This is a genomic window from Aeromonas sp. SG16 (assembly GCF_024436135.1).
Lineage (GTDB): Bacteria > Pseudomonadota > Gammaproteobacteria > Enterobacterales > Aeromonadaceae > Aeromonas > Aeromonas jandaei.
Genome location: NZ_JANFNW010000001.1, coordinates 945720 through 959880, shown reverse-complemented (window position 1 = coordinate 959880; position 14161 = coordinate 945720). Strand labels below are relative to the sequence as shown.

Annotated in this window: 11 protein-coding genes and 1 tRNA gene; all 12 read right to left on the bottom strand. The window is 62.4% G+C overall.

The annotated features are described in order from the left end of the window. Positions 1-2439 carry a carbamoyltransferase HypF gene (gene hypF / locus NOM67_RS04275; protein WP_255934140.1) on the bottom strand — a complete coding sequence of 813 codons (2439 nt, stop codon included), beginning with the start codon at positions 2437-2439 and terminating at the stop codon, positions 1-3. Further along, positions 2436-4319: a selenocysteine-specific translation elongation factor gene (gene selB / locus NOM67_RS04270; RefSeq protein ID WP_255934137.1), complete on the bottom strand. Its 1884-nt coding sequence runs from the start codon at positions 4317-4319 to the stop codon at positions 2436-2438. The genes hypF and selB overlap by 4 nt, the downstream gene beginning before the upstream one ends. A 4-nt stretch (positions 4320-4323) precedes the next feature. Then, on the bottom strand, positions 4324-5802 hold the full coding sequence (gene selA / locus NOM67_RS04265; protein ID WP_255934136.1) for an L-seryl-tRNA(Sec) selenium transferase: 1479 nt from the start codon (positions 5800-5802) through the stop codon (positions 4324-4326). A gap of 314 nt (positions 5803-6116) precedes the next feature. Next, a tRNA-Sec gene (locus NOM67_RS04260) sits at positions 6117-6208 on the bottom strand. Between the two features lie 213 nt (positions 6209-6421). Beyond that, positions 6422-6913, bottom strand: coding sequence for a hydrogenase maturation peptidase HycI (gene hycI / locus NOM67_RS04255; protein ID WP_203119027.1), 492 nt, complete (start codon positions 6911-6913; stop codon positions 6422-6424). Further along, complete coding sequence (locus tag NOM67_RS04250; protein ID WP_076492969.1) at positions 6913-7326, bottom strand: formate hydrogenlyase maturation HycH family protein; 414 nt, start codon at positions 7324-7326, stop codon at positions 6913-6915. Before NOM67_RS04250 ends, hycI begins: the two co-directional genes overlap by 1 nt. Next, positions 7319-8134, bottom strand: coding sequence for an NADH-quinone oxidoreductase subunit B family protein (locus NOM67_RS04245; RefSeq protein WP_005301886.1), 816 nt, complete (start codon positions 8132-8134; stop codon positions 7319-7321). The genes NOM67_RS04250 and NOM67_RS04245 overlap by 8 nt, the downstream gene beginning before the upstream one ends. Then, on the bottom strand, positions 8134-8679 hold the full coding sequence (locus tag NOM67_RS04240) for a formate hydrogenlyase complex iron-sulfur subunit (protein ID WP_255934078.1): 546 nt from the start codon (positions 8677-8679) through the stop codon (positions 8134-8136). The genes NOM67_RS04245 and NOM67_RS04240 overlap by 1 nt, the downstream gene beginning before the upstream one ends. 9 nt (positions 8680-8688) lie before the next feature. Then, on the bottom strand, positions 8689-10407 hold the full coding sequence (locus tag NOM67_RS04235; RefSeq protein ID WP_017784116.1) for an NADH-quinone oxidoreductase subunit C: 1719 nt from the start codon (positions 10405-10407) through the stop codon (positions 8689-8691). An 80-nt stretch (positions 10408-10487) separates the two neighbouring features. Continuing rightward, positions 10488-11441, bottom strand: coding sequence for a respiratory chain complex I subunit 1 family protein (locus NOM67_RS04230; RefSeq protein WP_104014703.1), 954 nt, complete (start codon positions 11439-11441; stop codon positions 10488-10490). 1 nt (position 11442) lies between these two features. Continuing rightward, positions 11443-13314: a hydrogenase 4 subunit B gene (gene hyfB / locus NOM67_RS04225; protein ID WP_255934062.1), complete on the bottom strand. Its 1872-nt coding sequence runs from the start codon at positions 13312-13314 to the stop codon at positions 11443-11445. Next, entirely contained in the window at positions 13314-13979 is a 666-nt protein-coding gene (locus tag NOM67_RS04220) for a 4Fe-4S dicluster domain-containing protein (protein ID WP_255934059.1), read from the bottom strand. Before NOM67_RS04220 ends, hyfB begins: the two co-directional genes overlap by 1 nt. Positions 13980-14161 lie beyond the last annotated feature (182 nt).

The window sequence follows — 14161 nt, the reverse complement described above, 5'->3', positions numbered from 1 at the left end:
TCAGAACTCCGACAAGGTGGCACAACCGGTTGTGACAGGCTGATGCGTGGCAAGATGGTGGATGGCAAACCAGAGCTGACCGGCGGCGATGCCACCGTCATTGAGCGGCAGGGTTTCGCTGGTCAATACCCGCCGACCGGCAGCTTCGAGTGCAGGCACCAGCTGGTCCATCAGCACCCGGTTTTGAAAGACGCCACCCCCGAGCGCCACCGGATAGCCGGGGAAGCGCTCGGCAAGAGCGATGACCAGATTGCTGATGGCGCGGATAAAACCGGCAGCCAGGCTGGCAGTGGCGGTGCCTTTGCGCCGCTCGCTGACAAGGGTATGGATCAGCTTGGCCCACTCGATATGCAGTGGCCCCTCTGTTGATTGGCTGAGATCAAAGGCGAGGGGGAAGGGCTGTTCATCGGGGGCCAGCTGCAAGGCGGCTGCCTCCAGCAAGAGTCCGGTCTCGCCCTCGTAATCGGGGGTGTCGATCACTCCCAAGAGCGCTGCCACCGCATCGAACAGCCGACCGATGGAGCTGGTGTAGGGGGCGTTGCGACCCAGCTGCCAGAGCTGGTGCAGGTTGCTGATCCGCTTAAGGGGCAGTTGCTTGATCAACGGAATATCGAGGGCACTGATCTCCTCAGGGCTGTGCGATTCAAACAGCAGCCCCAGCAGCTGACGTACCGGCTCGCGGATGGCCGCCTCGCCGCCAATAAGCTTGAAGGGTTTGAGGTGGGCAACCCGCTCAAATCCCTGAACGTCTGCGATCAGCAGCTCGCCGCCCCAGAGGGTGCCGTCATCGCCAAGGCCGGTACCATCGAAGGCAACACCCAGCACCGGGCCCGTGATGTTGTGCTCGGCCATCACCCCCAGCAGGTGGGCGTGATGGTGCTGCACCTCGAGATGGGTTGCACCTTGATCCTGGCAATAGCTTTTGGCCCACTGATGGCTGAGATAGCCCGAGTGGCGATCCGACACCAGCAGTTCGGGGTTGAGATCGTAGAGTTCGCGAAAGGTCGCCAGGGTCTGCTCGAAGTGCTCCTGCATTGGCAGGCTGTGCAGATCGCCGATATAGGGGCTGTAGATGCGCTGGCGGCCGAAGGCGAGCGCCAGCTGGTTCTTCTGCTGCGCTCCGACTGCCAGCAGTGGCGCCTTGACCGCCTCTTGCAGGCTGGGAGTGCAGGGGGCATAGCCCCGGGCGAGGCGCAACGTCTGGCGCCGCCCGCCTGCCCACTGCACCAGACTGTCGTCGCACGGGTGCAGGATGGGGCGGTTGTGATCCAGGATGCCGTCAATCTCGCGGCCGAGTTCCCTGACCACCGCCTCGCACTCGATAAGGATTGGGCTGCCGCGACCATTGGCGCTGGTGGCCACCAGCGGCATGGCGCAGGCGTCCAGCAGCAGCTGATGGAGCGGGGTATAGGGGAGCATGACGCCAAGGTAGGGGATGCCGGGGGCAATCCCCTCGGCCAGCGGCGCGATTGTCAGTTGGGATTCTGACGGTCGATCATCGTTTTTTCGCTTGCGCAGCAAGGTGATGGGTCTGGCCTGAGAGGCGAGCAGCGTCCACTCTGCCTCGCAGCCGGTGACATGCAATTTGGCCTCGGCAAGGGAGCCCATCATCACCGCCAGCGGCTTGCGCGCGCGCCGCTTGAGTGTTCGTAATCTGGCCACACTCTGTTCATTGCGGGCATCACACATCAGGTGATAACCCCCCATCCCCTTGACCGCAATCAGCGCCCCCGCTTGCAGGGCGCGGGCGGCGGCGTGCAGGGCATCCTCGCGCTCGGCCAGCGCATCGCCGTGGCCATTTCGCCAGCTGAGATGAGGTCCGCACTCGGGGCAGCTCACCGGCTGGGCGTGGTAGCGTCTGTCCAGCGGGTTTTCATAGGCCGCTGCACAGCGCGGGCACATGGCAAAGCCCGCCATGGCGGTATGGGGGCGGTCGTAGGGGAGGCGGCGGATAATGGTGTAGCGCGGGCCGCAGTGGGTGCAGTTGGTAAAAGGGTAGCGATGGTGGCGATCGTTGGGATTGGCCACGTCCGTGGCGCATGCCTCGCACATTCCCTGATCCGGCGAGATGGCGACCGTGGCCGCGCTCTGCTGCTGGCTCGCTTTAATTCGAAACTGGCTATGAAATTGGCCATCGAAGTCGGGATCATGAGCGAGGGGCAGTTCCCGCTCGCTGAAGTGATCGATGCGGCTTAAGGGCGGCGCCAGTTCCCGCAGTTCGCGGGCAAAGCGGGCCAGCTGCTCGGGCGAGCCTTCGGCGCCAATAGTGACGCCGTTGGCATCGTTCAACACATAACCGGCAAGGCCGTGGCGCAGCGCCAGCCCATAGACGAAGGGGCGAAAGCCGACCCCCTGAACTATGCCGTCGATATGAAATTCGCGGCGCAGCCGGTTGGCCACAGGATTGGCAGAGCCAGAGTGGGCGATGGTGGTGCTCATGCCGGTTCCATCTCATCTTGACTGGCTGGCAGACGCAGCACCCGGCGTTCGTTCTCCTCGCGCCGCACCCAGCCATCCATCTCCATGCGCAGGCAGAACGGAATGGCGTATTTGCGCGACAAACCGGTGATCTCCTTGAGGGATGCCATGTCGATCAGATCTCCCACCTGCTGGCCCGCCAGCACGGCGGCGACCATCTGGTTGTAAAGCTCGGCGTCGTAGTAGATGGGGCCATCGAGCTGCACCAGATACTTGAGTCGCGCCAGATTGCGCAGCTGCTTTTGCAGGGCGCCTTTTTGTAGCAGGCCCTGCTGCAGGGCCGCGGGCAGCTGGCGGGTGATAAAGGGGTCCAGATCCACGCCGCCGGGGCCCAGTTTACCGGGCTCATAACCCTCCTTGCCTTGATCTCGCACCACCTTGAGCACCAGCTGCGCCTCTTCCCCCAGATCATCTTCCGACTCGCCGCTGCCCTGCTGCCACTTGTCATGGTGCAGGCGAATGTGCTGCTCACTCTTGAGCTGCTGGAGCAGGGCCTGAGTGACCGGCAGGGCGATGCCAAAGCGGGTTGCCAGCTCGGCGGCACTCAGCGGTTCGCTGGCCAGCGTGGCGAGCAGCTGGTCGCGGCTTTGGGCCAGCCAGTGGTTGTCCAGCAGCCACTCACCGAGGGGGGTGACCTGCTCGGGTTGCTGGTCAAAGCGGCCGGCCGGCACATAGCCGTTGAGCCCCAGTTGCAGGGTGGCCGGGTTGTAGTGCTTGAGCTCATCAGGCAGCTCACCCAGCAGGGCGTGTAGCGCCTTGCGTCTGGCGGGATGGATGTCGCCGCACCAGACGATACGGGCGCCGTGCAGCAGTTCGCTGCTGCCGTGGCGAATGATGGCGAGCGGCTGGCCAAAGAAGCAGGGGATGGGGCTGGTAAAGATCAGCCGCGCCAGCCGGGTATCCTTGATGGGCACGAAACGGGCCCGGCCATGCCAGCTGCCGAGGGCCACCTCCACCTCGCGGTTGCGCTGCTCCCGAATGCTGCCGCCGACCTCGCAGAGCCGCACGATAAGGTGGGTTGCCGCCTCGCACTGGCCGACAGTGCTGGTAAGACAGTGACCACGTGCCACCTCCTTGTGGGGCACTTTTTTCAGGCCCACCGCTACCCGGCAGACGGCGCCGATCTCGTCGACGCTCTGGTGATAGGCCTGCAGGGAGCGCACCTGCACTTCCCGATCGGCGGGGTAGAGGCGCAGCTTGTCCCCCACCTTGAGGCGGCCCTGCTGCAGGGTGCCGGTGAGCACGGTACCGGTGCCGTTGGCGGTAAAGACCCGGTCTACATACAGTCGCGGGGCGGCCTGTTCGCGGGGAGCATGATGCTCGGCCATATCCCCCAGCTGGCGCACGATAGCGGCGTGCAGGGCGGCCATATTCTCGCCGGTCTTGGCGCTGACGCTGACGATGTCGGGCACCATGCCGCTCTCGTCCATCACCCGCTCCAGCAGGCTCTCTTCAAGGAGCTCCAGCTCGTCGGGGGAGACCAGATCGCACTTGTTGATGCAGACCAAGAGGCGTGGTACCCCCATCGCTTTGAGCAGGCGCAGGTGATCGCCGGTCATCGGCATCCACCCCTCGTCGGCGGCAATCACCAGCAGCACCAGATCCAGACTCCAGAGCCCCGCCACCATATTGCGGATATAGCGCTCGTGGCCGGGCACGTCGATGACGCCGATGGTGTTGCCCTGACCGTCGTCGAAGTGGGCAAAGCCGAGATCCTGGGTCATGCCGATGGCCTGCTCGTGGGCGCGGGCGGTGGTGATGCCGGTGAGGGCCTTGATCAGCAGGGTCTTGCCGTGATCCACGTGGCCGGCAAGACCGATAACGGCGCGATAGGGGGTCATGGGATCAGGGCTCCTCGGTCGCATTGGTTGCATTGAACGGGGCGGGCAGCAGCAATTCCCTGAGTTGGGCGATCAGCAGTTCCATCTCGGTCGGCAGCAGGGTGGCCATATTGAGCAGCACCTTCTGCTGGCGCACCGTGGCGATGACAGGGACGGGCAGTTCGCGCAAATCATCGAGCAGCTGCTGGGCCGGGCGCGGGTCGGTGCACTCCAGCGCGGGCGCCGGGTAGAACTCGTCCGGCAAGGTGCCGCCGCCCACTACCAGCTGGGCGGGGACCGGCACAAAGCAGCCGGGCAGGGCGGCCATCAGCTGGTCGGCTCTCGTCTGCATGACGGCCGGGTTGCTCAAGGTGCGCTGGGCAATCCCTTCACCGATGGGGGACTTGTTGAGCTTGTGGATGAGCAGGCGTTCGAGCAGGGAGTAGACGATGCGGCTCGGGCGGAAGGTGCGCATCATGGGGTGTTTTTCCAGCCGCTTGATGAGATCGGCGCGGCCGCTGATGATGCCCGATTGCGGGCCCCCCAAGAGCTTGTCGCCGGAGTAGCAGACCAGATCTGCCCCCGCCTTGATGTACTGGCGCACCGAGGTTTCATCCGGTGCAAACTCTTCGGTGGTCAAGCCGGAGCCCTGATCCACCGCCAGCACTACATGTTCGGGCAGGGCGCGGGCCACCTCGCCGATATCGGGTGATTCGGTAAAGCCGCGAATGGCGAAATTGGATCTGTGCACCATCAGTACCAGCGCGGTCTGATCGGTGATGGCATCGAGGTAATCTTTGGCGGTAGTGATATTGGTAGTGCCTACCTCCACCAGTTTGGCGCCGGAGAGGGCCAGAATATCGGGGATGCGAAAGCCGCCGCCAATCTGGATCTGCTCGCCGCGCGAGACGATCACCTCGCGCCCCTTGGCCACCTCCTGCAGCAGCAAAAAGAGCGAGGCGGCGTTGTTGTTGACCACCAGCGAATCCTCGGCCTGGGTGAGGCAACGGAGCAGGGGGGCGATCAGCCCCTTGCGCCCGCCGCGCTTGCCGGTGGCGAGATCCAGCTCCAGATTGTTGTAGCCGGTGTTGAGGTCACGCACCTCGTCCCACAGCTCGTGACTTAATGGCGAGCGCCCCAGATTGGTATGCACCAGGGTGCCGGTGGCGTTGATCACCCGGGTTTGACGCTGGCGCAACTGCTGTTGGCAGCGTTTGGCAATCAGCGCCTCGATCTGCTCGGGGGCGACGCCGTGCTGGCGAAAATCTTCGCTCTGGCGCAGCTCGCTCAGGGTCTCGCGCACCGCCTGAGTCACCAGCGGGCGGCTCAGCGCTTCGATAAACCCGGCGAGAAAGGGTTGCTGCAGCAGCTGTTCCACTTGCGGCAAACGGCGCGTTTGTTGCTGGCCGGGCTGTTGCTGAGAATCTGGCTGTGAATCGTCGGCAGCCGTACCTGATGCGGGCTGGCGATGGGGGATGGCTGACGCGTGAGACGAGTTCGGCATGGGATTACCAGTGCAGTGCGTGGGTTCGGGATGCGCACCGGTTTGCCGATAGAGAGGCCGAACTGACGGGTTATGGCACTGCTGGCGATTTGCGGATGAGTGCAAACTGGGTGCATCAATGAGCGGGTATAAATTAATGCTGCATCGATGCTGATAAATTAATTTTTGGCCAGCGAAATAACCTGAGTTCGGATTATATTGGCAAGCGGCAAGCACCTTTTTTAAGGTATTACTTCAAACATGTTGAACAAACAATGGAAATAACATTCAGGCCGAAAAATTCAGCGGGAGAGTATTTGTTCAATAGATGAATTTGGCGGAAGAGGCAGGAATCGAACCTGCCAAAGCCTTCTCGGCTCACATCGGTTTTGAAGACCGAGGAGGCCACCAGACCCCATCAACTTCCGTAACGGTCGCCATTTTGTGGCAAATTTCTGTGACTGGCAACGCTTTTTTTGTCATAAAAAAGCGAGAGTTAGCGATTTTTTGAAAAAATCAAAGAACCTTGTTTTATATCAAGTTCAGTACAATTAGCCCGATGTTTTTAATTTAACATCGGGCCTCGATCACATTGTCGGAACCGTCGGTCAATAACGGTCGTTAACAACTCGATAAATAATCACCGCTTGGCGTTGGCAATATTCCACTGATCCAGTTTATCTATTAACAGACTGGTGTCACTGGCGGCATCAAGATGCTGATAAAGATAATCCATCGCCTCGCTCACCATCTCGGTCATCGGGAAGGAGAACGCCACGATGGCCGGTTGCACCCCGACAAAGATCACCTCGGGGACAAAGGTCTTGAGCTCGTCGATGAGGAAATTGAGCGGCATATTGTGGGTCGAGAAGATAAACATCTCGGCGATGGTCTCGGGGGGGATCACCTGCAGGGTTCCCGCCTTCTCGCCGATCTCGGCGGCATCCACCAGCACCACCCGCTCCGGTTGCAGCTCCCGCACCTTGTAGACCACATTTTCCGGTGCGATGCCGCCGTCGATATGGATCCAGCCGGGCAGGGGGGCGGCCTGCAGTTTGTCGGCGAGATAGGGGCCGGCACCGTCGTCCCCCATCATGGCATTGCCCACGGTCAACACGAGATTGCAGCCCATCAGCGGCTCCTTACCATCAGGTACATATGGGGGTCGTTAAAGAGGGCGGTGAGCTGATCCATAAAGGTATTGGTCCAGCCCAGCTCCTGCTCATCGAGCACGCCTTCGGCTTTGCGCAGTCGGTCGAAGGCGCAGGCCAGCATATGGCAGTGCTCGCGATAGATGGTGATCTCGCCAAAGGTGAGAAACCCCTCCATCTTGCGGCGCGCCTCGCTCCCCTCTGGCAGCTTGGCTACCCAGTCGCGATAACCGGTCAGCGAGCAGACCAGGTCTGCTCGCAGGCAATCGACGATGCCGAGGTGGTGGCCGATGGCGAGGCTGTAGTACATCACCTCCTTTGCCTCTTCCGGCACGTCGAACTGCTCGTCGACGAACTTGCGCGAGAGGCGGTAGAAAAAAACCTCGTCAGCCATGTACCGCCTCTCCCTTGCCGGCCGCCCGGTTGAGGCAGGCGTTTGCGAGGTTGTTGACGATCTCCGCCAGACGCGGATCGTCGTGCTGATCGAGGTAGCTCTGGATGCGCAGATCCACATCCTGCTGGGTCGCCCCTTCGAGCAGGGCCATAAACTCGTCGGCGATGATCCGCCCCTGACGATAACCGGCCATGCGGCGCGCTTCGCGCTCGATCATCACCCGGATTTCATTGGGGATGCCGGTGTGGCGCAGTTCGACCCGCTCACCCGGTTGCACCTCGTGGCTGGTGGCTTTGAGTTTTTGTTCCAGCAGACCGAGCGCCACCGCAAAGCCGTAGATGGTTGCCGCCGGTGTCGGAGGGCAGCCGGGGATATAGACATCTACCGGCACGATCTTGTCGGTGCCGCCCCAAACGCAGTAGAGGTCGTGGAAGATGCCGCCGTCACAGCCGCAGGCGCCGTAGGCGATGCAGATCTTGGGATCGGGCGCCGCCTCGTAGGCGCGCAGGGCCGGTACCCGCATCGCCCTGGTCACCGCGCCGGTAAAGAGCAGGATGTCGGCGTGGCGGGGGGAGGCGACCACCTTGATGCCGAAACGCTCGGCATCGAACAGCGGGGTGATGGTGGCGAAGATCTCGATTTCGCAGGCGTTGCAGCCGCCGCAATCGACCCGGTAGACATAGGCCGAGCGGCGAATGTCCTTGAGCAGGGTCTTCTTGAGTTTGGTGATCTCGGGATCCTGTGCCAGCGGCACGGCGCGGGTATGGGCATGGCCGACAACCGGTTCTATGCCTTTGATCTTGCTCATCACATCCACTCCTGTTGTGTGGCTATCGGTGTGATCAGGGCCGAGTCAGGCTGGCTCAGCATGCTCTGTTTTCGTTTGCAGTCGGGGCAGTGGTGCAGCCGCTCCGGGGTCGCGAGCGGTGTGCCTGCCTGCTTGAGGGTATCCTCCACCAGTGCCACCAGCTTGCTCGGGGCAAAGTAGGTGCCGCACAGGGTGCAGGGGGCCAGCGCAAAGCGGGCCTCCTCATAGAGATCCACCTTGTTGGTCACCGCCAGCTCGAACTCGGGGGAGAGGGCGATGGCGCGGGTCGGGCAGACCTCCTCGCAGCGGCCGCAGAAGATGCAGCGCGCCATGGAGATCTCCCAGCGCCGTTCGCCGGTCTCCATGTCCACTTCCATCACCAGCGCGTTGGCCGGGCAGGCCTTGGTGCAGGCGGCGCAGGCGATGCAATGATCCGCCTGATATTTGGGTTTGCCGCGAAAATCCCGGTTCACCTCGTAAGGGGCGAAGGGGTACTTGGCGGTCGGGGTGCCAGCCTTGAGGATGGTCTTGAACAGCTTGATCATGATGACCCCTTATTTCAGCGGAGAGTTTTTGCGATCGATGCCGTAGCGCTCGATCTCCTTGTAGGAGACCACGGTGGATTTGCCCTTCTTGGGGTCGACCAGGGTGACCCGGTCGGTACAGGAGTAGCAGGGATCCAGACTGCCGATAATCAGCGGCGCATCCGCCACGGTATTGCCGCGCAGCATGTAGCGCAGAGCTGGCCAGTTGGCGTAGGTGGCGGCGCGGCAGCGCCAGCGGAACAGCTTCTGGTTGTCTCCGGTCATGCTCCAGTGGACGTTCTCGCCGCGGGGCGCCTCGGTAAAGCCCAGCGCAAACTTGCCCGGCTGGTAGGTGAACCCTTCGGTCAAAAGCGGCCCTTCCGGCAGGTGCTCAAGACCAAACTCAATCATGTCGAGGGAGTCGTAGAGCTCGTGGATGCGCACCAGCACCCGGGACTGCACATCGCAACCCGCCTTGGTCTGGATCTCCATCGGCAGCTCGCGGTAACCGGCAAAGTCGTGAACCCGGCGCACGTCACGCTTGAAGCCGCTCGCCCGCACCATGGGGCCGACGCAGCTGAAATCGCGGGCAATTTGCGGGTCGAGCTTGCCGATACCGATGAGGCGGGAGGAGATGTTGGCGGTATCAAGCAGCATGGCCACCAGGGGTTTGAGCTCATCACGGAGCTCCCGTACCAGCTGGGCTCCCTTGATGCGATCTTCCTTGAAGATGTCGCGGCGCACCCCGCCAATCAGGTTGAGACCGTAGGTCTTGCGTGCGCCGGTCAGCAGCTCGGCCAGGGTCATGGATTTCTCCCGCACCCGGAAGAACTGCATGAAGCCGGTGTCAAAACCGGTGAAGTGGCTCGACAGGCCGATGTTGAGGATATGGCTGTGCAGGCGCTCCACCTCCAGCAGCACGGCGCGGATCATCTTGGCCCGCTCCGGCACCGGAATACCCATGGCGTTCTCCACCGAGGTGGTGTAGGCGACGCTGTGGGTAAAGCCGCAGATGCCGCAGACCCGATCGGTCAGGAAGGCCACTTCGTTGTAGCCCATGCGGGTTTCTGCCAGCTTCTCCATGCCGCGATGGACATAGAAGAGGCGGTAGTCGGCATCGATGATGTCTTCTCCATCGACGAACAGACGAAAGTGGCCCGGTTCATCCGAGGTGATGTGCAGCGGGCCGACCGGCACGATGCGGTTGGCATCACTGCCGAGCTCGTTGACGAAGGGGTAGGTCTCGGTGTCAGTGGTGGGCATCGGGCGCTGGCGATAATCCATTGCGTCCTTGCGTAGCGGGTGGATATCCTCCGGCCAGTCGTCCGGCAGTACCAGACGGCGTTCGTCCGGCAGGCCGATGGCGCGCAGGCCGTACATGTCGCGGATCTCCCGCTCGCCCCACACCGCCGCCGGAATGGTCGGGGTGATGGAGGGGTACTCCTGGGTATCAGCATCTACCAGCACCTTGACGGTGATCCAGCACTTGGTGTCGCCCTCCATGGAGAAGACGTGGTAGACGGCGAAGTGGCCGTTTAGGCTGCGCTCGTCATTGGCAAAGGAGAGGGGAAGCCAGCCCCCCAGCTGGTGGAAGATCAGGCTGGCCGTCTCGACCAGACTGGTGGGTTTGACGGTAATGGTGGCCTGATCGGCGGTTTGCCACTCCTCGTCGACGATGGCGTGGGGCAGTTGTGCTCGCACCTGCTGGATGTAGTCGCAGCCGATGCGATCCGAAATGGCGATGGTCATGCAGTTCTCACTTTAATGTTCGGGAATGAGCATTCACAAATGATGAAATCGGAAAAAGTTGCTGTGCTGGCGGGCATGGCTCAGACCCCGACCAGATAGGCGAGCAGCGCCAGCAGGGCCAGCCCCAACCCGTAGCGGGTGAGCTTGTGGGTGCGCACGAACTGGGTACGGGCCATGGCGTTTTCGATGATGCCGGCCAGCAAAAAGGCCACCAGCAGCTTGCAGGCGAGGATCAGTGCCGCGCCGATGAGCGCAGGCAGACTCCAGTTGGCCGCTTTGCCGAAGGGCAGGAAAATCACCAGAAAGAGCTGCACCACTACCAGCTGCTTGAGGCCGATGGAGAGCTTGAGCAGGGCGAGGCCCGCACCGGAGTACTCGGTGAGCGGCCCCTCCTGCAACTCCTGCTCGGCTTCGGCGCAGTCAAAGGGCAGCTTGCCCATCTCGACAAACACCGCGAAGGCGCAGGCGGCGCCGGCCAGCAGGGTGGCGATGGGCGCGGCCAGTGGCTGGGTCGCCACATAGCTGCTGATATTGCCCAGATCCGAGCTGCCCACCATCATCGCCATGATGAAGCAGGCGAGCACCAGAATGGGCTCCACCAGAATGCCGAGAGTCAGCTCGCGGCGGGCACCAATACCTGCAAACATGCTGCCGCTGTCGAGCCCCGAGAGGGAGAAGAAGAAGCGGAAGATGGCGAACAGATAGATATCGGTGATGAGATCCCCGGCGATGGGGAAGGGGGACTCATGAGTCAGGGTCGGCAGCGCCATCCCCACCAGCAACAGGGCGGCGATGAGCAGCGCAGGCATCAGGTTGAAGATGATGCCGGCAGGCTCGGGAGTTACCTCCTGACGGCGCAGGAGCTTGGCGATATCCCGGTAATCCTGCAGCAGGCCCGGCCCCTGACGGGAGTGCATCTTGGCCCGCAGCACCCGGTTGAAACCGGTGGCGAGCGGCGCCAGCGCCAGCATGGCGATGGCCTGGGTCAGGGCGAGGGCAACCATGCCCCAGCTCGGCATTTCAAGAACAGGCATATCAGACTCCTACAGCCATCAGGATAAAGAGCGCCAGCACAATGCCGTGCAGCAACCAGCCGGTTGTCCCGCTGGTATCGCTCACCCCGTGCAGGGCGCTGGCCAGATCGAGCTGCGGCTGCTTGCGATAGAGCGGCGCGCAGAGTTGGCGCAAGGTGTGGGTGACACCGCCGGAGGTGAGGCTCATGCGCTCCTCGTAGGCGTAACCACAGGCCCACGGGGTGCCAGCGTGACGACGACCCAGCTTGGGCCCCTTGAAGATGGCCAGTACCAGCAACGGGATGAGGAACAGCCCCAGCAAGGTGATGGCGATAACGGGCGGGGAGAGGATCGCCTGGCTGCTATCGAGTGGCAGCAGGGTGGCGCCGGTGGCGACACTCATCTGGCTGGCAACGAGTGCCTGACCATAGCTGGCGATATGGGGGGCAATCCAGGGGGCGCCCAGACCCAGCACCAGACAGACCGCAGCCAGCAGCAGGGTGCCTGCCACCATGGCGCCCGGCACTTCGCGGGCGTGGCTCGCTTTCTCGCTGCGCGGTGCGCCGCAGAAGCAGATGCCATACACCTTGACGAAACACATCACCGCCATGGCGCCGGTCACCGCCAGCATCACTACCGCGAGCGGCGCAACGACAGAGGTGCCGAGTTTGGTCATGGAGAGCAGAGATTGGTAGATAAACCACTCGCTGACAAAGCCGTTGAGCGGCGGCAGCGCCGAGATGGCCATCGCACCGATGAGGAACGCCAGCGCAGTCCAGGGCATCAGCTTGGCCAGCCCCCCCATTTTGTCCATATCACGGGTGTGCAGACGGAACATCACAGAGCCGGTGCCCATAAAGAGCAGGCTCTTGAAGATGGCGTGGTTGAGCAGGTGATAAAGCGCGCCGAGCAGCCCCAGCACCACCAGCGCAGGTTGCTGGTTGGCGATGCCGATCATGCCGATCCCCATCCCCATCAGGATGATGCCGATGTTCTCCACCGTGTGGTAGGCGAGCAGCCGCTTGAGGTCATGCTCGGCCAGCGCAAACAGCACCCCGAGCACTGCCGAGCAGGCACCGAAGATCAGCACCACATAACCCCACCAGAGCTGGCTGGCGCCGAGAAAATCGATACTGACCCGCAAGATGCCAAAGAGACCCAGCTTCACCATCACACCGGACATGAGCGCCGAGATATGGGACGGCGCAACGGGCTCGGCCACCGGCAGCCAGCCGTGCAGCGGCACGAAACCGGCGCGCAGGCCAAAGCCGCAGAAGCTGAGCAGGAACACCAGAGAGGCCAGGGCGCCCGCCAGATGGTGCTCGCGCAGCGCGGCGAACTCCAGCGAGCCGCTTTCGCGGCAGAGCAGCCAGAAGGCGATCAGCACCAGTGCCATGCCGATATGGTTCATCACCAGATAGAGACGGCTCTGTTTGGCGGCCTCGGGGTTGGTTTTGACCAGCCAGTAGGTGGTGAGGGTCACCAGCTCGTAGCAGAGCAAGAAACCGAGCGCATTGTCGGCCAGTACCATGCCTACCATGGCAAAGAGGAAGAGGTTCATCAGCGCGCCGATGGCCACATCGCCCTTGCCCTGATATTCGCGGATATAGGCAAAGGAGTAGAGGGCGACGGCGACGCCGACGGTGCTAATCACCAGCAGCATCAGCGCGGCCAGCATGTCGAGGTGCACTGAGCCCAGCAGCCAGAGCTGGCCGTCGACGGGGGTGCCTTGAGCAAAGATCTGGATTGCGGCGAGCAGACCCGCGAGCGAGCCCAGCAGGGCAAAGCCGCTATTGAGGCGGTTGGCCAGTGCGGGCAGCTTTTGCAGGAGCAAACCGGCGGCAGCGCCCAGCAAAAAGAGCAGGAGCGTGGCCATAACAAGGGGGGACAACATCAGCACGCTCCCTTTGTGGTAGATAAATCGGATGCAGGGATCGCCGTGGCAGGCGCCGAGAAGGCAGAGGCCCCTTGCGGGTTGGTGTCGGCCGCTTGCTGGCGACGGATACGGGCGGCGCGTTCGGTGTCGCCGTCATTGACCAGCTTCAGTGCCTGGGAGGGGCAGGCACCGACACAAGCCGGGCCATCGGCGCGAAACTCGCACAGGTCGCACTTGACCGCGATGCTGCGCACTCCCGGCTCCCAGCTCAGCAGATCCTCGCCAAAGCAGCGCAGGCCGGCAGAGGTGGAGGGGTTGCTGGAGCGGATGGAGCAGGGGATATAGGTGTCGTAGCTGGTGGCCACGGCCACCGGACGGCTGCCGCCGCTCTGGATGGCACCAAAGGGGCAGGCCACGGCGCAGAGATTGCAGCCGATGCAGAGCGACTCGTTGAGTTGCACGCAATCACCGGTCTGGCGAATTGCCTCGACCGGGCACACCTTGATGCAGGGGGCATCGTCACAGTGACGGCACTGAACCGGCATGGTCGCCTGCTCGTGTCGCATAACGGTTAAACGGGGGGCTTGCTGCAAACCTTGCGCCTTGTGTACTTCACTGCAGGCCGCCATACAGGTGCCACAGCCGATACAAAGCTTGGGGTCAGCGATAACGAAGCGGTTCATAGCCTACCTTGTCGTGTCGCGAACGGAGAAAGTAGGGGCTGGTTGGCAAGATACGGGCCAGAATGGTTTTTACAGACAAATTGGTTTTAAGTGGCTGTTTTTAAATGAATAAAAATCATCGTGTAGTTGAGTGAACGCGCTGATGTGGCTGTCGAACTGTGACGTTCGTCACTTGTGACGAA